Annotated in this window: 17 protein-coding genes; 1 reads left to right on the top strand and 16 read right to left on the bottom strand. The window is 51.2% G+C overall.

Annotated elements, in window-relative coordinates; all coding sequences use genetic code 11:
- Positions 1–2: 2 nt before the first annotated feature.
- The 9 genes from MKQ68_RS10275 to MKQ68_RS10315 form a co-directional block, all read right to left on the bottom strand.
- Entirely contained in the window at positions 3–725 is a 723-nt protein-coding gene (locus MKQ68_RS10275) for a DUF4843 domain-containing protein (RefSeq protein ID WP_264283211.1), read from the bottom strand.
- A gap of 43 nt (positions 726–768) precedes the next feature.
- Positions 769–2181: a RagB/SusD family nutrient uptake outer membrane protein gene (locus tag MKQ68_RS10280; RefSeq protein WP_264283212.1), complete on the bottom strand. Its 1413-nt coding sequence runs from the start codon at positions 2179–2181 to the stop codon at positions 769–771.
- Between the two features lie 11 nt (positions 2182–2192).
- Positions 2193–5507: a SusC/RagA family TonB-linked outer membrane protein gene (locus MKQ68_RS10285; RefSeq protein ID WP_264283213.1), complete on the bottom strand. Its 3315-nt coding sequence runs from the start codon at positions 5505–5507 to the stop codon at positions 2193–2195.
- Between the two features lie 326 nt (positions 5508–5833).
- Complete coding sequence (locus MKQ68_RS10290) at positions 5834–6976, bottom strand: FecR family protein (protein WP_264283214.1); 1143 nt, start codon at positions 6974–6976, stop codon at positions 5834–5836.
- 78 nt (positions 6977–7054) lie between these two features.
- Positions 7055–7654, bottom strand: a complete 600-nt coding sequence (locus tag MKQ68_RS10295; protein ID WP_264283215.1) for an RNA polymerase sigma-70 factor — start codon at positions 7652–7654, stop codon at positions 7055–7057.
- 117 nt (positions 7655–7771) lie between these two features.
- On the bottom strand, positions 7772–8638 hold the full coding sequence (gene bla, locus MKQ68_RS10300; protein ID WP_264283216.1) for a subclass B3 metallo-beta-lactamase: 867 nt from the start codon (positions 8636–8638) through the stop codon (positions 7772–7774).
- A gap of 12 nt (positions 8639–8650) precedes the next feature.
- Entirely contained in the window at positions 8651–9913 is a 1263-nt protein-coding gene (locus MKQ68_RS10305) for an HAD-IB family phosphatase (RefSeq protein WP_264283217.1), read from the bottom strand.
- Positions 9914–9967: 54 nt separating this feature from the next.
- Complete coding sequence (locus tag MKQ68_RS10310; protein ID WP_264283218.1) at positions 9968–10438, bottom strand: response regulator; 471 nt, start codon at positions 10436–10438, stop codon at positions 9968–9970.
- Positions 10439–10554: 116 nt separating this feature from the next.
- Entirely contained in the window at positions 10555–11262 is a 708-nt protein-coding gene (locus MKQ68_RS10315; RefSeq protein ID WP_264283219.1) for a DUF4198 domain-containing protein, read from the bottom strand.
- Positions 11263–11413: 151 nt separating this feature from the next.
- On the opposite strand from MKQ68_RS10315, the gene MKQ68_RS10320 reads away from it, so the two are divergent.
- Positions 11414–12247, top strand: a complete 834-nt coding sequence (locus MKQ68_RS10320) for an ion transporter (RefSeq protein WP_264283220.1) — start codon at positions 11414–11416, stop codon at positions 12245–12247.
- On the opposite strand, the gene MKQ68_RS10325 is transcribed toward MKQ68_RS10320, so the two are convergent.
- The 7 genes from MKQ68_RS10325 to MKQ68_RS10355 all read right to left on the bottom strand — a co-directional run bounded on the left by MKQ68_RS10325 (position 12242) and on the right by MKQ68_RS10355 (position 22786).
- Positions 12242–13873, bottom strand: coding sequence for an alpha-amylase family protein (locus tag MKQ68_RS10325; protein ID WP_264283221.1), 1632 nt, complete (start codon positions 13871–13873; stop codon positions 12242–12244). The two genes, MKQ68_RS10320 and MKQ68_RS10325, sit on opposite strands and share 6 nt — an antisense overlap.
- A gap of 11 nt (positions 13874–13884) precedes the next feature.
- Positions 13885–14847: a TIGR03885 family FMN-dependent LLM class oxidoreductase gene (locus MKQ68_RS10330; RefSeq protein ID WP_264283222.1), complete on the bottom strand. Its 963-nt coding sequence runs from the start codon at positions 14845–14847 to the stop codon at positions 13885–13887.
- A gap of 45 nt (positions 14848–14892) precedes the next feature.
- Entirely contained in the window at positions 14893–15096 is a 204-nt protein-coding gene (locus MKQ68_RS10335) for a hypothetical protein (protein ID WP_264283223.1), read from the bottom strand.
- Positions 15097–15411: 315 nt separating this feature from the next.
- Positions 15412–16881 carry a TlpA disulfide reductase family protein gene (locus MKQ68_RS10340; RefSeq protein ID WP_264283224.1) on the bottom strand — a complete coding sequence of 490 codons (1470 nt, stop codon included), beginning with the start codon at positions 16879–16881 and terminating at the stop codon, positions 15412–15414.
- A 25-nt stretch (positions 16882–16906) separates the two neighbouring features.
- Complete coding sequence (locus MKQ68_RS10345) at positions 16907–18292, bottom strand: RagB/SusD family nutrient uptake outer membrane protein (protein WP_264283225.1); 1386 nt, start codon at positions 18290–18292, stop codon at positions 16907–16909.
- An 11-nt stretch (positions 18293–18303) separates the two neighbouring features.
- The gene (locus MKQ68_RS10350) at positions 18304–21612 is read right to left on the bottom strand and encodes a SusC/RagA family TonB-linked outer membrane protein (RefSeq protein ID WP_264283226.1); all 3309 of its coding nucleotides are present in this window, start codon (positions 21610–21612) and stop codon (positions 18304–18306) included.
- 40 nt (positions 21613–21652) lie between these two features.
- Entirely contained in the window at positions 21653–22786 is a 1134-nt protein-coding gene (locus MKQ68_RS10355) for a FecR family protein (protein ID WP_264283227.1), read from the bottom strand.
- Positions 22787–22799: the final 13 nt, after the last annotated feature.

Genomic DNA, 22799 nt, shown 5'->3' on the forward strand with positions numbered 1-22799 from the left:
AATTAAGGAAGGATCACCAGCTGTCCATTTTCATCCGTAAGTGCCGGCGTGTGCGAGGCGTTATAGGCCTGCAATGCTACCCGGACCTGGTCTTTCAGGTCCATCATCGCGGCATTAGTTAACATTCCTGGTGTAAACACGTTGGAGGTTTGCAGCGGAAACTCGCTTCTGCCTAACACATCGATAATGAAGCGATACTTTACGGTGGAATACGCGCCGAAGTAAGTCACCAGGCCGGGACGGGTATCCCAGTTGGCGGGCTTGATGAGGTTATCGTTCCAAAGCAACTGCATCCTGATTTCCTCGGTAGCTCCGGCTTTAAAGTCGCCGCCATCCACGATCTTCAGGTTCAGTTTTTTGATGACTGTTTTCAGCTCCTCCCTGCGGTACAGTACCACGGGCAGGTAACCTGTAAGACTATCGGCCTTGATCACACCCGGCAGGATCTTATAGTCCGTCGTAGGTGTAGCGGTAGAGCCGGTGTCGGCAGCCGCTGCAAAACTACGGTCCGTCTTGGCAGCCGCTCCCATAATTTTCGCTGCCACCAGCAGGGTATCTTCTGTTACAGTCGCCGGCATCAACACAAAAGTGAAAGACTTGCCCGATACCTTTACCGGGATCGCACTATTCGTACGCTCGAAAAAGTAAACACGCGGATCGTTGGAATAGCTGTCCACATCTTTATTACAGGCGCTCACTGCCAGTACAGCCGGCAGCATTGCCATATATATTGATTTGAAGTATTTCATCTGTAGCAATTTTGAAACGTTATTTAGTATTACCGTACACCACTTCGTCATCCGGCCAGGGCAGTACATAAACGGCTGCGCTGCCCGGCGTGCTGGTAAATTCTATCCTGCTAAGATTTAATCGTTTGTAGTAAAAGAACAGCTGTCCCTCCTGCAGGAATTCTTTCTGGTATTCCTTAAAGATTTCGGTCTGGATCTGCGCAGGCGTTAAGTTGGCGAGACCAGTAAGCAGATTACGGTTCCTGCGCGCGGTGTTCAGGTAACCCAATGCGGCGTTGGCATCTGTGTCTTTAAGCGCTTCTGCGGCTATATAATACACCTCCGACAAACGGATCATCGGCATCCTGTTTAATGCACCGGCATTGTAAGCAGGGTTCAGCTTCTCGTAGTTACGGTAGTACCCGCCATTCAGCGAAGTTTGGTATACATACCGCCAATCACCCGAACCAATGGACGAAGTTTCGAAGATCGTACTCCACTCTGTGGGACTTTTAGTCATACCTACCGGGAAGCCACGATACGCGAAGTAATCCGTTTGCACTTGTTGCAGGTTGCTCATGAACAGGTGAAAAATCACTTCACTCGAAAAAATGCGGTTATTGGTAGATGCAGTAGCGGCCGTAGCTGCGGGAAACACCTGTGCGTCGATCACTTCTTTCGCATTCTCCAATGCCTTGGTCGTGTTGCCCATGTAGAGATATACCCGCGCCATCAATGCCTTAACAGCGTAATAGTTGAACTTGAACTGCCTGTCACGCAAATACCCCGTGGTAGTAGCAGGCACCGTGCTGCCCTTCACGATCGGATCGGCAGCTTTCAGCAGCGTGGCCGCGGCTTCCAGGTCGGCGAGAATAGCGGTGAGGTCCTGCGCTACGGTGAATTGCTTCACGTTGCCGGTGGTGATCTTATCGCGATACGGAATACCTTTCTGGTCTGTGCCCGTTACAGGTGCCGGTGCAAATACACGCATCAGGTCAAAATGATGGAACGCACGCAGTGCCAGCGCTTCACCCTTGATGACATCGTAATTTGGTGACGTAAACATGCCTTTGTCGGCCTTTTCCAGGGCTTCCAGCAGGTTGTTGATGTTGGCGATAGAGAAATACATACCGATCCACATTTTGGATATGCGGTTCAGGTTAGCCGGTGTCGTATAGGTGTATTCATTGGGATTGATGTAACTGCTGCTCGGCAGGTACGTCGAATACTGTTTGCCGATCACATCGATCAGTCCCCAGGTCATTTCCTGGCCGTAAATGTCGGCGGTGGACATGTTAAGGTACACACCGGCCAGGGCGGCCTTAAACCCTGCTTCGCTCTCAAAGTTATCGCCCGACTCGATCTGCGTGTTCGGACGAACGTCGAGCCATTTGTTGCAGGAGCTGAAACCTGCGAGTAGTGAGAGTAATAAGATGCTATATACTTTCTTCATAAAGATCATTATTAAAAGTTAGCCTGAAGTGAGAAAGACATCGTTCTGGCAAATGGATAGTCGAGCCCGCGCTCTGTTTGTACGCGACTAAGGCGCGCCAGTTCGTTCATGGTCACTGTAGCCGCCAGGCGGTTCATCTTCAGCGATCTCACAAAACGCATCTGGCTGAAATCATATCCAAAATTGATAGACGATAAGATCAGCTCATGCTGGTCCTGCACGAACCGGGAGGTAGGACGGGTGGCGCTCAGGTCTGCAATGTTTTTATACAATGCCTGCTGACCCGGCGTTCTCCAGCGACCTTCGAGTAAACGAACGTCCACATTGTAGTTGATGTCTGCATTCTCGACCTTGTCTACCAGCGTCTGGTTGTAAATCTGTCCGCCCAAACGGTAGCTGAACGCCAGGTTGAGCGTAAGGCCTCTCAACTGTGAGTTGATGCCGAAGCTGCCATTGTATTTCGGCAGGTTGTCGCCCACTACTACCTGGTCGTCGGCAGACCATACATAAGTGAGTTCGCCATTACGTTTTACATAGATCTCTGAACCGTTCGCCGGATCGATGCCCCGTGAAGGCACGGCCCATATGGCCGACGTAGACTGACCTTCCGCGAAACGTGTTACCGGCCTGTTGCTGCCAAGACCACCGCTTTGCAGCGTGCTATCCTGGCCTTTGTTGATCTGCGCCAGTGCGTTTGATACTTTGCGGATCTTATTGGTATTGTGTGCGATGTTCGCGAAGGCGGTGATGTAAGCACGACGTTTCACATCCTGGAATATTCTGCCGGACACTGTTACCTGGAAGCCCTGGTTACGCTGCTCACCCACGTTCTCTTTGTACGAATTGAAACCGGTTGAAGGCGCAATGGTCTGATCGGATAATAGGTCTTTGGTATCGGTTATGTAAAAATCAGCACGAAGTCCTAGTACCTTAAACAGATTCATGTCCACACCAACGTTCTTATCCTGCGCCTGTTGCCACTTGAGGTTAGGGTTCGCAGCTGCCAGCAGTTTAACACCCAGTTCGCCGTTGTAAACGCGGTCGGTGATGTAGCCGTAAGTGGCGATAGACTGGTAAGAACTGAAGTTTTGCGTACCCGTTGTACCGATCGAGCCCCTGATTTTCATCTGGTCGATGAACTTCAGGTTTTCCATGAACTTTTCGTAGTGTACGTTCCAGCCCAAACCTACCGACCAGAAGTTACCCCAGCGGTTATTGGAGCCGAACTGCGAGCTACCGTTCGCGCGGTAAGACAGGTCGGCCAGGAAACGGTTATCGTACGAATAGTTGAGCGCCGTTGTAACGCCCACGTTCCGTGTTTTGCTGGAACCACCTACCGCCTTGCTGCCAATCTGGTATTGGCTGCCGAACGTGATGTCATCCATCTTATCGTCCGGGAAGCCGATCATCGTCATACCGCGCGTGCTTTGCGATTGCTGTTGCAGGCTATAGAATACATTGGTGAACACCTGGTTCTTGCCGAACATGAAAGAGTAGTTCAAACCAAGGTCGGTGCTGAATGTATTCGCTTTACCATTTGACGCGGTGTATTCACCACGCAGCAGGTACATTGGGTCCGAAGGTTGGATCGTGAGGTAACGGCTGTGCGAAGCAGGAATGAAATAATCGGAGCTGTTTTCGGTCAGGTTCAATCCTACCCTCCCCGTAACACGCAAGTTCTTTACTACCTCCCATTCACCATAAAAGTTTTCGATGATCGTTGTGTAGTCCGTCTGGTCCTTGATGTTCAGCGTAGCATTGTACAGTGGATTAGCCACATTCCCGTCGAATACCGGGATGAGGTGGTTGGCGGAGTCTTTGATGCGCCAGTAGGGATTCAGTTTCGTATAGTCGCCGAACAAGCCGTAAGGCGAGTTACGGGAAGTGTTTTTATCGATCGACAGGTTATTACGGAAAGACACGTTGTTCTTACGGTAAGAAAGGTTCAACAGGCCCGAGATCGTGGTACGGTCAGAACCTTTCATCACACCGGCGATGCGGTTATAGTTGAGGCCCGCGGCATAACGCATGGCTTCATCACCACCATCCAGGTAGATGTTGTGCTTCTGCCCTACGCCGTTCTGCAACGGTTGTGACAACCAATAGGTATTGACCCCATCCAGCGCCGCCTGCCTGTTTTTACTGTACAGTTGCATGAGTTCGTACTGGCGTTCGGGATAGGCCGAGTAGTATTTGCCTGCGAGCAATTCCGCTTCCAGCTTTTGCGAGGAGTTGGTCATGTTGTAGCTGTTGAGGTCGGGCGCTGTAATATCCATGCTGCCTGTATAGGACAAGCGCAGTTTACCCGGCATGGGGCGCAGGGTTTCGATTACTACTACCCCATTGCCTGCTTTAGAACCGTAGATCGCTTTTGCAGAGGCGTCTTTCAGCAGCGTGATGCTGGCTACGATGTTCATGTTCAGGTCATATATCTTTTGGAGCGTTGTTTCAAATCCGTCCAGGATGAAGAGCGGCATGTTCGGCGCGTTCTGGTAAGTAGCGTTCACGTCCGGCAAACCGGTTGGACCACGCAGGATGATTTCCGGCAGTTTATTCGGATCAGACCCCAGTTGTACATTATCGACAATGCGGATCGATGGGTCAAGGATGGCCATGGCGGCCAGTACGTTCTGGTTGCTCACTCTTTTCAGTTCTGTACCACTAAACGTAGATACAGCACCCGTGAAGCTTTCGCGGGAACGGGTAAATAAACCGTTGCTGATCACCACATCCTTTAAAGATGCCGTAGCCGCGCCCAGTGTGATCATACCTAACTCCAGCGGCGCGTTGCCTGTTACGGTAATGCGCCTTACGAACGAATGAAAACCGATAAACGAAACCGCGATATTATAAGTACCTGGTTCCACTTTCGGGATCACGAATACGCCGTCGCTATTGGTAGATGCACCCTTACCGCCAGGCTGCAGCATCACCGTAGCACCTGGAATGGGCCTGCCGGAGCTGTCTTTCACAGTGCCGGATACGTTCTGCACGACCACCTGCGCCGGCCCCTGTAAGGGCTGCTGTGATAGTGGTTTGCGGGAAATCATGATCGTTTTATCCGCGATACGGTAGTTCAGCGGTAAATTCTTCATGGCAAGGTCGAGAAAGTCTTTCAACGGCATATCATACACCGTGAGTGTTACAGGCGTGCCTTCCTGTATAACATCGGCATTGCCGAAAATCACATAACCGGTTTGGTCTTTAACGGCCGTAAATACTTTTTTCAGCGGTACATTTTTACCCGAAAAGGTAATCGACTGGGAAACTCCGGTAGCATAAACATTTAGAAAGGCGACAGTCAGTATAAATGCGGTCAGCTTCATTACTAACGAGATTTTGGTTAGGCACCGGCGCCACTTTGGCTGGTCTGGACAGACCCCGCCCACGGCAAAGCCAGTGCAATTAGCGATTTTTTGCATACATTGCATTAGTTTGGTTGTCAAATAATTAAAGTTTACACGAACCGATATTAAAAGCATCCGAACTGTTCACCGGGAGTGCTGCAACATTCCCGGTTTTTTATTTCGGCGCCTTTATGTTCAGGCATAGTTTGCCCTGGAGCCTGCCTATTGCCTGCTCCGGACTGTTTAATACAACTCGTTTATTGGCTGCTACTAAAGTTTATAAATGGTTGACCTCTTATCTCGTTTTATGGTAATACAGTAAGTTTCCGTCCGTCTAACTTGAAATGCACCCCTGCGCCTTCCAGCCCTGCCAGTACATCGGCCAGCTTTACATTACGGCTCATTTCGCCGAAGAAGTGCAGGTTGGGTATACCTTTTTCGTATACCACTTCTATATCGTACCACCGTTCCAACTGGTTCATCACCTCTTGCACGCCCGCCCCTTCGAAGTTGAACAGGCCGTTTTTCCAGGCTAAAACCTTGTCGGTATCGGCATGGTTGATCAGTTTAATATTGTCGGTTACTTTCGCCTGCTGACCGGGCTTAAGTAACATGCTGTTTCCTGCGTGTTCCACTTTTACACTGCCTGCGAGTAAGGTAGTGTGCATAGCCGCCTCGTTCGCATAGGCGTTTACGTTAAAGCTCGTACCCAACACCTGTATTTTCGTATCGCCTATATTCACTAAGAACGGGCGTTGTGGATCTGCGGCCACTTCAAAGTAAGCCTCGCCGGTAATTTCAACGCTCCTTTCGCTGCCTGTAAACGCAGTAGGGAAACGTAATGTGGAGGCCGAGTTCAGCCAGATTTTCGTACCGTCGGGCAGCAGTAACTGGAACTGCCTGCTGCGGGGAATTGTAATAGTATTCATGCTTACCGCACCGGCATGCTGCGCATCGTAGGCCAGTTGCCCGTTCGCCAGTGTCACTGTTGTTCCATTCTGGGTGGCGATGGTGCCATTGCCCAGGCTGTCCAGCACTACCTGCGATCCGTTGGCCAGGGTCAGGATGGCGCCCTCCCTTCCCGGCTCAATTTCGGTTGGTTGCTGTGCGGTATTACCCGCTATGGTTGGTTGGTTTTTAACGGAATATTGATAGGCGAAGTAACTGCCCGTGCCGAGCAGCAATACGATAGCGGCCGCATAACGCCACCAGCCACGATTGATCGACCGCACCGGCGCTTCCACCATCCTTGCCTGCACGGCGGCCAGTGCGCGGTCCTCGCGCGCAGCGTCCGACAGCCCAGACACCTGCAGTTCATCCATCGCCTGTAACCACGCGGCTTCTGATTCCGGCTTGTCCAGCGTCTCCCAAAGTCGCCTGAACTCTGCTTCGGTCAGCTCGTCCGACAGGTATTTATCGATTAAATGTTGCAGTTCGCTGGATGTCATATCGCGGGAGTTTTATGCCCTTGTACCTATTAGTACCGCGGGGAAGTAAAAAGGAAGTGCCGGTCTTAAAATATTTTTTCACCGCTTCGTCAGCCAGTAGATCGTCAATATCACCGGCAGCCTGCTGTACTGCCCCAGGTGCACCCGCAGGAAGGCGATGGCCCTGACGATATAGTCCTTAACAGTTTTAGCACTCACGCCCATCTGCAGCCCGATCTCCTCATGCTTTAAGCCCTGCTCGCGGCTGAGGCGAAAGGCCCGTTGTTGCTGCGGGGGCAGCAAACGAATGCCTTCTTCCAGCACTTGCTGCAACTCTTTCAGCTGCATACTGGCTTCGGCATCGGTGGATTGAAGGCGGTGAGACTGGTAATGGAGATAGGCATCCTCCACCTTGAGGCGGCGGAGCTTTTTGTGTACGGCAAACTTGACGGCATTGAAGAGGAAAGCCTTCACGTTCAGGACGGCGGCCATCTTTTCCCGTTGCTTCCAGAAATCGACGAATACATCCTGGGCGATATCATCTGCCAGACCGGCATCTTTCATCATGACTAAAGCAAAGGAAAATACGGGGTCCCAGTAGTGGCGGAACAGCGTTTCGAAAGCCAAAGCATCCCCGGCTGCAATCATTTGCACTAATTCTCGCTCGTTATGCAGTTCGTTATTTCCGGGCTCGGGCATGCTTTCATTCACAATTTGGTAGGTTCGGCACGTGCAAAACTACCTAAAAATGAATTATTTTAATGAAAATGGCAAGAAGTATCGTCTTTCAGACAACGTTTAGAATTATTGATATAACTATTTTGCGAGGCGCTTGCGGTAGTCCGCTTCAATTTTGGAGAGGCGGGATTTAAATTCCGCTTTGTCCGTGAACAACGTTGGATTATAAGCATCCTGCTCCTTCCGTTTTTTGTGTAAGTCGAACTGGCTGGCGTGAGCGGCCACCCATATGTCGAAGTCGAGTTTCGGCATTGCTGCAAGTGTGTACGCGTAGTCCGCTGCCATGCCAGGATAGCTGTGTACCGCCTCGAAAGAACTATCGATAATGATAGTGGGCATGTTGGCAATCAGCACTTTGTACATCTTGCTTTCATCCTTCACATTCAGCATAAAACTACAGGAACCCTTCGTATGGCCGGGGTGGTGCAGCAGTGTGAGCGTCACATTTCCCAACTGAATTTTATCATTGTTATTTAACAGGCGATCGGCCTTCACGGGTGCGAACGCCGCCTGTTTCCCACCGAAGTAATAGTCAGACTTGCCGCCGTCTGCCAGCACGGCTGCATCTTTTGCATCGACCATTACTTTGGCGCCGGTCGCCTTTTTCAAAGCTGCCAGCGCGCCAACGTGGTCGAAATGCACCTGGTTGGTAGTCAGTATCTTTACATCCGTGAGCTTAAAGCCTAAAGTTTTAATATTCGCAGTGATGATCGGCGCAGAGTTGGCCAGACCAGTATTAATCAAAATATGCCCTTCCGAAGAAGTAATGAGATAACTGGCCAGATCGCGGGTGCCTACGTAATACACGTTGCCTGCAATACGAAACGGCTTGTACGGCTGGGACCAGTCGGCGCTCTGGGCTTTGGGTTCTTTTACCTGCTGCGCGCTGGTAATGAGTGGCAGCATGGCCAGCCAGGTAAGGAGGACAATGGTTTTAGTAGTCATATGTGCATGGTTTTAATAAATCAACCTGAGTCTCACCGTATCCACCCCTTCCCTTAATTCCTTCAACAAGCCAGGCTTGTAGCCGGTATCGATGTCTGTGATCACATAACCGATCTGCCGGTTGGACACCATAAACTGGGCAACAATGTTGATCTCATGCCGTGCAAACACAGCCTCAATCTTCGCCATCACGCCCGGTGCATTACGGTGGATATGTACCAGTCGGTGCGCATTTTCTGTACGCGGCGGATGGAAGCCGGTAAAGTTACAACTGCCGGAGGTACTGCCTTCGTTCATAAAGAAAACCACCTTTTCAGCGACGTCCCCGGCGGTTTGGTCAAATACGATGATGCCTTTTTCGCAGGCTGCCACCGCGAAGTCCGGCGAAGCCGCCTGTCCGAACAAGCCGATCGCTTTTAATCGTGTTGCCTGTTCCAGCGGCACCGCTACCCCTTCACCACAAAGCAGAATGCCCGCCGAAGCGATCGTTACCTCGTCCACATGCGCCCTTTCGATCACATTATACCCCTCTGCACGAAAACGTTCCGCCACCCGGGCATCGACCTTACCTATCACGAGGCAATTAATCCGGTGTTTGGGGTACGACATTGCCCTGGGCAGGTTATTGATATATAAGAACTCGTCGAGGCTGGGCGTAATGTAGTCCGCCTTTTCAACCACCGACTTCCGGGCGATATTTTCTGTAAAGGCGAAAAACTTCTTTACCAATCCCGATTCCTTCAGTTGAAAGTCGGAGTAACCGTCGCCGATACCATATACATCGCCGGGCAGCGCCAGCTCTTTCAGCAGGATCACCTTGCCGCCTTCTTTAGAAAGCGGGTTGTTACGATCGTAGCCGATAATGTTGCCGGCTTCGTCAAAAACGAAGGTATTGGCGTAAATATTTTCCGGTTTGATGTGATATTCCGTTACCACCGGCGTAATAAATTCTTTGAACCCGCCGGATACAATGAGCACGCCTTCCTGGTGATTCCGGAAAAAGATCGTGTTACGGGCGAAGGAAGGTGATACTTTACCTTTGAGGTGTTTCACCAGCTGTTCGAGGTGTGTGCGGTTAGCCTGTAGCAGCTTTACGCGGCCTTCCAGGCTTTCGCTAAAAGACAGTTTACCTTCCATGGCCAGGTTGGTAAAGTCTTCTATCTGTTTATAAATAGCTTCGCGGTCGGGATTATTTTCCAGGGAAATGCGGGCCAGTTCGTCGAGTGCCTCTACCTGTGTGAAGGTGCTATCAAAGTCAATTACAAAAAAGTCCATCTGATTTCGCTTTTGCGGATGCGAAATTTGCAAATTTTAGCGACTATTTCAGACTTATTTGTAAGGTGCGAGGTTGGCGAAGCCGGCTATTGATAACATTCCCCTGATCTGCCTTTTCATTTCGGCCATGGTATCCACTTTGCGCAGTACGGGCACTTTGCGCAGGGCGAACATACGTTCGGTGTGGCCGGTGGTGAAAATAACGGCGGGGATGGCCGACAGTTCGGTGTCACGGCGAATGAGATCGAGGGCTTCCATGCCGTTCACGCCGGGCATGTTGTAGTCCAGTACCACCAGGTCGGGCAGCGATTTGTTACGTTTGGCTTCATGAAGGCAGGCAAGGGCCGACTGCCCGCTGATCGCGTGCAGTAATTCAAATTGGCCTCCCATGGATTCCAGGGCTAGTTCGAAAAAGTCATAATCGTCGGCATCATCTTCGGCATACAGGATCTTAATCGGTGCTTCTGGCTGGGTTAAGGAATGGAAAGTGTCAATATGCATCGGGTCTACTTCAATTTTACTCATATCACAGCTGTTCAATCTCATGTATAACGACAGAATGGGGGCTTAGGGACCATATCAGGCAAAAAAACATCAGTATCGGCAGGAGTGTAATATCACGCTCCCGCCGATACCATAAATTATGGCTTTACCACCACGCAGTGCGTTACCAGGTGGGTTACGGACTTATACGATTTTCCGTTATGCGTACCGGGTGTTTTTTCGGTGCGTACCGCTTCCAGCAGGTAACGACCGCTTTCCAGTGGTGTGAAGCTGGTTTCGCCCGCCTTGTCGCTGTGCAGCGTTCTTACCCAGCCTGCAGGGGAAGATATTTCCACTTTCGCGGCATCCAGCGGCTGTTGCTCGTTCGATACCTTGAGGCCTACTTTCTGCCCCTTCTCAGGCGATTCTGTAGCAGGCGCAATAGCGAGCGCACTGGCAGCCTGTAATCCGGAGGCACTTGGTTTACCCGCGATCGTCGTTGCGGTAGCATAATAAATGATCTTCACCTCGCTGTATACTTCAGCCACGGCATGCGTTACAGACAGCGTATAGTTACCGTCCATCTTCGGCGTAAACGTACCAAGATAGTGGTTGCCGTTAGCTTTGAGGGTAATTTGCTGACGGTCGCCGTCGGGAGCGATCACGAACAACTGCACGTCCTTCATATTGCTGAACCATTTTTCTACCTGGTCGCGCTCATTGTCGGCAAACTCACCCAGGTACACCCGTACTTCCTGCGGCTTATTTTTGGTGGCGATAAGAGACGTTTCGATCCAAACCGCGTGTGCGGAGGCAGAAAGTGCAGATAACAGAAAGGCGATACTCAATAAGATGTTTTTCATCATGATGATTTGTGGTGTGAAACAGGCAGGCGTACTTTACACCTGCGGATTTGCGCGCCAAACTACATCACGCCGGCAGGAAACTACACGCCAATCGGGAAAATCTTTTACGTGAACAGGAAATAATGGTGAAATCTTTGCTGTAAGTTGCGGTATGGAACAATTACCAGCCGCTACCGACGGACCACGCAACTGGCGGGCCCGCCTGCATGAAGTAATTTATGAATCCCATTCACCAGCCGGCAAAGCGTTCGATATTACGCTGCTGGCTTTTATCATTACGAGTATCGTGGTAGTAATGCTCGACAGCGTTGCCTCGCTGCATGCCCGGTACGGACAAGTCTTCTTTATACTCGAGTGGTTCTTCACCATCACCTTTACCGCTGAATACATACTCCGCCTGGTTTGCATCCGCCGGCCGGCAAAATATATCTTTAGTGTACTGGGGCTCATCGACCTGCTGGCGATTATCCCTACCTACCTGAGTTTCATCATCGTGGGCTCACAATCCCTCATCGTATTCCGCGCGCTTCGCCTGTTAAGGGTGTTCAGGATATTCAGGCTGGTGCATTTCCTTTCGGAGATGCGTTTCCTGCATGTGGCCATCATCAACAGTATCCGCAAAGTGAGCATCTTCATCCTCTTCGTACTCAGCACCGTTGTCATACTCGGCTCCATCATTTACCTGGTAGAGGGGCCCGAAAATGGTTTTACCAGCATACCGCAGTCGGTGTACTGGGCCATTGTGACCATTACCACGGTGGGGTATGGCGACATTGCCCCGGGCACGCCGTTAGGGAAACTGATTGCCAGTTTCATCATGCTGCTTGGATATGGCATTATTGCGGTGCCTACGGGCATCGTAACGACAGAGATGGCCCTGGCGGCGAAAGATCAGCACCAGAACCACCAGGCCTGCCCGAACTGCGGCCGCGAAGGCCACGACCTGAATGCGAAGTTCTGTAAACACTGCGGCGCCAAATTATAGCTTTTGTACCAACGGCCATTTGTACAGCCAGCGATAACCGTAAGGACCCAGCTCAAACGAACCATTCGGCAGTTCGTATGGACGATCAGCCAGAATTTCCGTCAAACAACGTTTATCCTCTTCCGATAGTGGCAGCTCGACGCGACAGGCTTCGCCGGTGAAATTATGAAGTGCCATTGCCAACGTATTTTCACTCCGGCAGATGTGCGCGAGCACGCCCGGGTGGCCCGTCTCCACGATTTCGTACTCACCCCAGCCAAAAGCAGGGTAAGCCTTGCGAATGGCGATCATGTTCGAGATCGTATTCAATAACGAATGAGGGCGATTTGCCTGTGCAGCTACATTCACCTTCATATAGCTATAGGGGCCTTCGGTGACGAGCGGCCACACCCAGCCTTCCGATCCGGAGAAGCCGCCATGCCGGGCATCCGTCCATTGCATGGCCGTACGTACGCTGGCGCGCTCTTTCAAAGTGAGCAGATCGCCCATTCCTATTTCTTCCCCATAACGCAGCACGGGCGTACCAGGCATGGAAAACAGCAAGCTATAAGTGAGTTTGATGCAGTGTTCGTCATTATTGAGCATCGGCGGCAAACGCCGGCGGATACCGCGTTCGTATACACGCATATCCGGATCGGGCGCGAAGGCGGCCAGTACATCCTCCTGTTGCCCGGGCTCGAGCTGCGCAAGATTCAACTCATCATGGTTACGAACGAAGTTGGCGAACTGGTTACATACTGCCGAATGCGGCATCAGCTCATCCAGCGATTCGCATAGCGGCGCGGATTGTTTACGGGCCAGGGCCAGGAAGAGGTGATTGTTTACGTGAAAGTTGAGCAGCATATGCAGCTGATCGCGGTTACCGAAAAAGTCGTCATAGCTTTCATGTTCGGTGTCTGCCTCACCCATCAGCACAATGTCTTTCCCGTGCTCGTCGGTAAACCGGCGCAGGCGACGCAGTAGATCATGCGGATCGCCCTCCCGCCCTGGTTGCCCTTTTGCGCGTAACATATGTGGCACCGCATCTATCCTAAAGCCATTTACGCCTAAACGTATCCAAAACAGGATGATTTTTTTTATCTCTTCTTCTACGGCAGGATTAAATACATTTAAGTCTGGCTGAAAGTGGTAAAACGTATGGTAGAACCATGACTGCGACAACGTATCGTATGCCCAGTTGCTGGTTTCCACGCCTTTGAACACGACGTGCGCATCATGATTTGCCGGCCGCTCATCTGCCCAAATATAATAATCGCGGTATTTGCCGTGCTTATGCTGACGGGCGTCGCGGAACCAGGGATGCTCGGCCGAGGTGTGGTTCAATACCAGGTCCATCATAATACGAATGCCGCGTGCATTGGCTTTATCCACCAATTGCGTAAACTCCGCTAATGTTCCCAGTCGCCTGTCTATCGTAAAATGATCGGTAATGTCATAACCACCATCTTTCAAAGGAGAAGGGTGCATCGGCTGTAACCAGATGCAGTTGATACCCAGGCAGGCCAGGTAATCGAGGTTTTGCATCAGCCCCTGTAAATCGCCAATGCCGTCGCCATCACTGTCCGCGAACGTTTTCACGTCCAGCGAATAAATGATCGCATTTTTATACCAATACTTCGTTAACATGTTTCCTTTAGTTACTGTGGCTTCAGCAGTGGTAATACCTGCTGGCCGAAATCGTCAATAAATACTTCCTGGTGCGTGTTCACATTGTGCAGGATCACCGTATCGAAGCCAAGCTCCGCGTACTGCGAAAGGCGATCGAGGTGTTCCTGCGTTGAACTGGAGATATGCACAAACGGGTCGAGGTCTTCCGGCCTTACGAACATCCCCGCCTGCTCAAACTGGGCTACACTGCGCAGTTCCGACAGCAGCGCACTGCCAAATATGTTTGAGCGCCATTGTTCATAAGCGTCTTGTCGTGCAATTTTTATATCCGGGTGATACGACAACTGTATCTTTAAGATCATCTGTTTACCCTCGCCACCATTCTTCCGAAAAGCCTCCACCACCTTTTTAAGCGCGGGCAACGGCTGCGATACTGTAATGAGCGCATCCGCCCAGGTAGCGACCCAGCCGGCAGTTTCCGGTGTGATGGCCGCACCGGCGATCATGGGCGAACGCTTTGGCAGCGTATATAGTTTTGCTTCGGATACCGTCACCAAACCGTGGTGCGATACTGTTTCGCCATTCCACAAAGCGCGGATAATGGCAACACATTCTTCCAGCCGCGCATTCCTTTCCGCCTTCGCCGGCCAGCCCTGCCCGGTAATCGCCTCGTTCATCGCCTGCCCGCTACCCAGGGCCACCCAAAAGCGGTCCGGGTACATCTCGGCTAATGTAGCGCAGGCCTGGGCAATGATAGCAGGATGGTAGCGCTGCCCCGGCGCATTTACAATGCCGTACGACAGGCCTGTGGCCTGCAAAGCAGCGCCCAGCCACGACCAGGCAAATCCAGACTGTCCCTGGGCACCATTCCAGGGATGAAAATGATCGGACGACAAAGCCGCCGTAAAACCAGCCAGATCCGCCCGCATAGCATAGCGGAGTAATGCGCTGGGGGTATGTTGTTCGTGAGAAATGTGATAACCTACGTTCATGCGAACGATAGCTGCAAAATTGCGACCAATTGAGATGTGGCGGTTTTAACTCACCTTGCGGATCTTGTTGACTTCCAACCAGGAAAGGAAGTCGAACATATCCTCCGGGTAAAAACGGACGACCACCCGGTTCTTGAGCGCGAGCAAAAATAGTCCTTCGCCGGATTGAAAAAATGCAGAGATGTGTTGAGCGGTGTAGTCTAATCCAGGGTAATAAGTTGATACAGTGGATGCGGTTGTGGTTTTCATTGGTTTCCTTCAGTTAACGAAAACTCAGCTGCAAATTCCGTTCCGGAACACTATCGTTAACAAATACACGTAGTTATGCGGAAATGCTTTACTGTATTGTATTTTAACACACTAACAGTACATAAATTAGTGGTTTTACATACAATGATTTTAAGATCTTCCTGATAATCAGCACCATCTGGCTTCAAAGCTTTTTGCATGTGCCGGAGAGGATAGTTATGTTCATCTCCGCTACTTCGTACGCCCGCCGCCACCGGGCAGCATAAAAATAGCCCGCCATGGCTTACCATGACGGGCTATAATATAAAATTCTATTTAACTCTTCTTCGGTTGCTGCGCAAGTTCAACCATCGCTGCCACCTCTTCCACGGCTGCATCTTCACCACCCGCAAAACCTACAAAGCGGAAACGAATGTTACCTTCTTTGTCGATCACGAACTTAGTCGGAATACCTTTGACGCCGTAATCGCTGCACACTTTGTTTTTGCCCTGGTCATCCTTCAGGTCCATGAGTACCGTGAAGGGGAAACCGTTGCGTGTAACATATGCTTTTGCGCTATCGGTCGCGTTCTTCTCCTGTTCGAGTGTATGGATGAAAAGGAACTTCACATCCGGGTTATCCTTGTAACGGTCCTGCGCCATTTTCATGGACGGGAACGAGCGTTTGCAGGGTCCGCACCACGTGGCCCAGAAGTCGAGCACCAGTACTTTACCTTTCAGCGCGGCCAGCGATACCGTGTTGCCGTCTACATCCTTCAATTCGAAGGCCGGTGCCGGTTCATTGATCATCTGGCGGGCCAGCGTTTTACGCGTGGTTTCGGCCAGGCTTTTATTGACCGCTACGATGTAGTCGTCGTAACCGGCAGCACTGCCTTTTACTTTAGGGTACAGCGTTTTCAGGCTTTCCTTCATACCTGGCGTCGCCTGCCCGGCACGTACCGCAGCATCAATGAGATCGAACGCCTGCTGGTCTTTCCCCTGTTGCACCAACACCTTCGCGTAAGTAGAATATAAATCGCCGCTCACCCCTTTCGAGCTATCGAACGCCGCTTTAATATATTTCTCCGCGTTCGCGTAATCCTTCTTGTCGATATACAGGGCCGCAGCGCGGGTGCTGTAACCTACGTAACCCATGCCTGCAAAACCGGCACCCGGCTCGTTGCGATGCGTGGTGAGGTATTTGAAAGAGTTAGCCTGCGCTTTCTTATACAACTCCAGTGCTTCGTCTTTATGTCCGCGTGCTGCCAGGCGTTGTGCGGCACCCGCCCAGCCCTCACCTTTCCAGATCGGCGTTTCTATCATATTAGCGTATTCCACCGCCTTTTTTACGTTGTCCACATCCGCATAAGCGCTGGACACCGCGTTACGCACATAATCGTAAAGGATCGACTCCGCACCTGGTTTATTTGGCGGAAACTTCTTCACCAACGCTTTATACAGTGCTTCTTTCTTCACCGGGTCTTTTTCTGCATACACCTTTTTCGCTTCTTCCTGCAACATTTCCATACCTAAAGGAAAACGAGCTTTCACCGCGGCGTTGATAGAATCTACCACCTTGCCCTTGCCCAACTGGTAAAAGTAATTACGGGCCACCAGCCAGTCCTTTTCCTTATCGCTTTTCAGCAATTTATACAGGTGAGATTCGAGTGTCGCATGGTCGGCTGCATCTTTCGATGCTACCAGCCGGCTGTAATAACGCATGGTCGTGTCGCCGGCGGGTTGCTGTGCGTGGGCAACAGTGTAAGAGGCGGCGGACAGCATGCCTATCATCATTAACTTTTTCATGTATTGCTGCTTAATTATGATTTAACTAGTTATATCCCGGGTTGTCGGGTGCGAGTTTCGGGTTAGCCTGTAACTCCAGCGTTGGCAATGGATACAGCTTTTGCGTAGCGGTGTAGGCAGGTTTGATCAGCGGCAACACCACATCTGCCCTACCTGTTCTTTTTAAGTTCAGCCAACGATCACCGTACTCGGTGAACAGCTCTACCCAGCGCTCGTGCTCCAATGCCGCCAGCAAGGTAGTTTTATCGATCGTTTTAGCCAAACCGTTTATCCCTGCCCGTTGCCGTACCGCGTTAATATCGTCCACCGCATCACCGATCCTATCCTGATTAGCGCGGGCTTCCGAGCGGATGAGGAACATTTCGGCGAGGCGTAGCATCACAGCGTATTCGTTAGCAGCCGTGCCTGCGCGCACGCGATATTTATAAGGATAAAAATATTCTTTACCGCTGAACGTGATCGGGCGCGTCCATTGGGCTTTACGTTTGTCGCCCGGTTCAAATGTGCGGGCCAAGGTGTCGTACAATACTACGTTTGGCGTGGAGGCAGCCGGAATAAACTCCGCTCCGAAGCTGGTTACACCCGTTACATTCGCCGCCTGCAAAATCACTTCGGGGCTGGTGCGAATGAAAACAGAATCCATTCCATTCACAAGGCGATAAGTACCAGTAGTGCCTAATACCTCGCCAGCCTCTTTCTCAGCCTCCGGCCAGTTTTGCTGGTAGAAACGAACACGTGCCAGCATGGCGGCAGCCACCTTTCTGTTTACGCGCGCTCGTTCAGCGGAGGGATAAATATCAGTGAGATGGGCTTTGGCTTCTGTAAGATCTTTTACAATCTGTGCGTATACGTCCGCCGCGGTAGAACGTGGCAGCTGCGCATTGGTGAGCGCATCGGTATTTAACACCAAAGGTGCGGCGCCAAAGTAACTCGTCAGGTAAAAGTAATGCCAGGCTCTCCAGAACTTAGCTTCGCCCAACAGCTGGTTACGCACGGTTGGCGTGAGTTTGCTTTCAGCTTCCAGGTTGGTAATGATATAGTTGGTACGGCCGATATTCGTGTAAGCGGCCGCCCAGAATCCCTGGAGATCGTTACCTGACGCCAGCGTATTGTTTCGGAAATTATCCCACAAGCTGTTGGTGAGATAGTAAGCCTCATCGGCGCTCATCATCCCGTACTTCGTGACATTGAACAACACCGAAGTGTTTTGCGGATTCGTATTGGCCGCCTGTGTATACAATGTAAGCACAGTACTGGTAGCAGTGGCGGAGTCGGCAAATGCGCCTTCTTCACTTACAGCGTTTGCCGGCGTGCCTATTTCCAGAAACTTTTTGCAGGAGGTAAGCGAGAGGCTTCCGATAGCCACAATGGCGGCCAACCTGCTGAATATATGGTATGCTTTGTTTCGCATCGACTTAAGAATTAAAATGAACAATTAAGACCGGCAGTAATAACCCGCAATGGTGCCATCACCACAGACGCCTGGTTGATGGTAGATACTGTTTCCGGATCACTTACATATTTGTTCTTAGTCCAGGTAAACAGGTTCTGCCCCTGCAGATATACTCTCATATTGCTGATCTTTAAGGCAGAAAGTGCACCCTTGGGCAACGTGTAGCTAAGGTTCGCATTACGTAGCCGAACAAAAGACGCATCGCCCCAAATTGCATTGGAACTGCCATAGGAAGAATAGATACTTGTCGTCGTTGTGGCCCTTGGCCATGCAGCATTTTCACCCGGCTGTTGCCAGCGGTCCAGCCATAGGGTGGTCATGTTGCCGCTACCCAACGAACCTGGCGTGGAGGACGGATAAATATTGCCCTCCTGTTTCGTGAACTGGAAGAAGAAGCTGAAGTCGAAGTTCTTGTAGGTAAACGTATTACTCAGGCCTCCATACCACTCGGGAGCGGTGTAACCGATCACACGCCTGTCGGTGCTGAAGTTGGGCGTAAACGTGAGGCTGTCTTTCGAAAAGTCCTGGTAAAGCGGCCGGCCTGTTTGCGGATCTACACCTTTGTAAATAAAGCGCTGTTGGAAGCTTAACGGCTTGCCCAGTGCCTGTTGGGTGAAATAGAAATACTGCGGACTGGCCTCCAGCAATTTAGATTGCGGCACGGTGAGGTTGAACGCTGTTTTCCAGGTGAAATCGCCCTGCGAAATGTTCGTGGTATTGAGCTCAAACTCCCAACCGCTGTTCTGGATGAGCGCATCGAAGTTAGATGAGTAAGCGTTAAAACCGGCTTGCGAAGCCAGCGTGAGGAAACCGAGCTGGTTACCGGAACGATTGCGGTAATAATTCGTATTCAGCTGCAAACGATCGTTCAGGAAACCCAGTTCCAGTGCAAATTCCAGCTTCTGGTTCGTTTCCCAGCGCAGGTTCGGGTTGTTGATGCGGTTTGGCGACAACGTAGCACTACCCTGGTAGCCGAGGTTACCGGACGATACGCTGAACTGCGTTACGTACAGGTAATCCTGTATCTGATCACTACCGGTAAGACCATAGCTGGCGCGTAACTTACCGAACGACAGCCATGGCATTTTATCAGCCACCCATTCTTCATTACCAAATAACCAGGCAGCTCCCACGGAGCCAAAGTTACCAAAGCGGTTGTTGGAGCCGAAGCGGGAGGAACCGTCACGACGACCATTCAGGTTCAGGATATATTTTGAACGCCATTCGTAGTTAATCCTGGCGAAAACAGAGTTGTAGCGGTACTCTGTGAATGGGTTCTGCACCGAAGTGTAAGTCCCCGCACCTTGTAACGAACCCAGTAAAGCAGCATTGCTGTAGTTATTACCGGTGATGCTTACCGAGGTATTGGAAGATGCCTGTAACGTGCTACCCAAGAGTAAATTCAGGCGGCCTCCCCAGAGATTGCGGGTGTAAGTCGCCTGCGGTTCAATGGTGTACACCTTCTGATCGATATCTGCAAAACGTGCAGAGTTCGTAGGTGTGCTGCCGATCGGTGTTTTCGATATAGCAGGCGATTGCTGGTTCTGATTCATCCCCAGTGCGCTGTAACTTAACGAAGCCTTGAGGTCGAGCCCGGGCAACACGGTGTAACGCAGTACGGTATTGGCCAGCAGGTTGGAGGTTTTGCCGATATACATCTGGAGCAGGTAGGCATCCGGGTTCTCGAAGTTCGCATTCCAGAACAAAGAACCATCCGCATTACGGACCGGCATATTTGGCGGCAAATAATAGTAGTTGGCCAGGTCGGTGCTGGGCAGATTTGATTTATTGTAGGAATAGTTTGCGGAAACGGCTGCATTGAATTTTTTATCGAGCGAAGTATGGTCAGCATTAAAGCGAACGGATATACGCTGATCGGCAAAGTCGCCTGGATATACCGTTGTTTCGCGGTGATAACCTGCACCAAAGAGGAAACGTGTTCTGGCATCGCCGCCGGAAACGGTCGCTTGTGCATCGGTCGTTTGCGCCGTACCACCCAGGTATTTTTCCTGCCAGTTCGTGTTTTTGGTCGTATCCCACACGAACAGGTCGGGTGCCGTTACTGCGTTAGGCGTAATGCCGTCGTTGGCAAAGGCTTCGCGACGCATTTGCAGGTATTGCGAAATGTTCATCATAGGAACGAAACGGCTTACCTCCCCGGCACCCTGGTATACGTTCACATCTAATTTCGTTTTACCAGATTTACCTTTCTTAGTGGTGATGAGTACTACACCATTCGCTGCTTTTGTACCATAAATCGCCGTCGCATCCGCATCTTTCAATACGTCGATGCGTTCGATGTCGGAAGGGTTGATCAGGCTAAAAGGACTAATCCCGCGGTTAGCGGCAAACAAGGTGTTGATATCATTCGTAGCCGGTACGTTTTGGTCAATCGTATTAAACGGTACACCGTCGATGATAAACAATGGTTGCTGCCCGCTATTGAGCGAGTTCACGCCACGGATCTGTACTGTTACCCGGGAGCCAGGCAAGCCATTAGATTGATAAATAATCGCACCTGGTACGCGGCCCTGCAAAGCATTCAGCGGGTTGGCGACTGGTTGCTTTGCAATTTCTTCCGCCGTCACGGAAGCTACCGAACCGGTGTTTTTGCGTTTGGTGGTAGCACCGTAACCGATGATCACCATTTCATCCAGCCCCTTTGGTGCAACTTTCAACACCACGCTGATGCTGGTACGGCCGCCAATCTTCAGGCGCTGGGTTTCAAAACCTACATAACTGAAGATGAGGTCTGCAGAAGCAATGGCGTTCTCCAGCCGGTATTCGCCGGCATCATTGGTCATGGTGCCATAAGGCGTGCCTGGTATGACCACCGATACAGATGGGATCGGGTGACCCAATTCGTCCGTCACGCGGCCAGTAACGGTAATTCTCGGTTCCTGTTCTTCCGTTTTGGCCGGACGTGCCTGTACGGCGATGATGCGTCCGGACATGGCATAAGTAAACGGCTGGTTGCTGAAAATGGCGTCCAGCGCAGCCTTAAGCGTACCGTCCTGCATGGCTAAGGTGACAGGCAGCGCATCTTTCAACTGACTTTTTCCATAAACAATACTGTAGCCGGTTTGCTTTTCAATATCACGAAAAGCCCGGGCGATGTTGGCCGATTTCAGGTTCAGGGAAACTTTTTGTGCAGCCAGCGTAATCTGGCCTCCAATGAGCATCAATGCCATCAGCAGCGATACCCTTGTGCCTTTAAAGGCCAGGGATGCCATGCGGCTGCTTCGTAAAGACGAGATGCTTCGAAACACGACAAGCATAATTGGTTGATTTTGGTTAAGGAAATAGATTTTGCCCGTATTATTTATCTGATATGGTGACGGTGCGACCCGTTATCGTAAAACGGACCAGCTTCGTCATTTCGAGCGCTTTCAACACTTCAGACACCGGTACGTTACGCGGCATCCGCAGCACAAAGCGCTCATCGATTTTACTGTTATTGTTCACTGATATATCATAATAGCGTTCCAGTTCCTGCATAATGGCGGGCAGCTCCTCCCCTTCAAAAAGAAACAACCCCGACCTCCAGGCCATTACCTGTTCCAGGTTAGGCTGCTGCTGTAACCGCAGACCTTTACCGTCGCGCACAACGACCTGCTGCCCCGGCTCCATGACCAGTCCCTTCAGTTTAATGGCGCCGGACAACAATGTGACCATCGCATCGCGGCCGCCGGGGAAGCTTTTTACGTTAAAGGAAGTACCTAACACCTCCAGCCGGGTCTGGTCGTTTTCACTATAAACAAAGAAAGGTTGACCCGCCTTTGGCGCTACCTCGAAATACGCTTGTCCGTTCACCGTTACCTCCCGCGTTTTACCGGGAAAAACAGTAGGAAATTGCAGGGACGATCCCGCATCCACCCATATCTTAGTTCCATCTGTGAGCATCAACACCATTGGCCTGCTGCCTTTCGGTACGGAGAGCGTGTTGATGCTCACCTCGTCGTCGGTGCCCGAATATTGCAATTGTCCGCCAGCGCCGCCCGATACCGTTACATCGCCCTGGTGCGACAGCATGCCCGTACTGTTACTATCCAGCAGTATCTTTTGTCCGTTCGCCAGTGTTAACACCGCACGGTTGCCCGCAGGCGGCTGCACATCCTGTAATTGACGTTTAACTTTCACCACCTGCTTTGCAGGCTGCCTGTCTCCCGCTAACCAATAAATGCCTGCGCCGAGCAGCAACACCATACCGGCAGCCAATACCAGCCTGCGACGTACCTGCAAGCCAGCTGCCCTCCGGTAGCCTGTTTTAGCCAGGATGCCCTGGTGCAGGCGCTCCTCTACCTGGAGACGACTGCCTAGTACCGCAGTGTCCCAATCGTTGGTCGGCGGCGTAAACGACTGAAACACCCGGTTGTATAAAACCAGTTCTTCGTCCGTAGCGGTGCCGGAAACGACCTTGTCGGTAAGTGCGATGATCTCTTCTTTCGTCATAAACATTCATTTG

The sequence above is a fragment of the Chitinophaga horti genome (assembly GCF_022867795.2).
Taxonomy (GTDB): Bacteria; Bacteroidota; Bacteroidia; order Chitinophagales; family Chitinophagaceae; genus Chitinophaga; species Chitinophaga horti.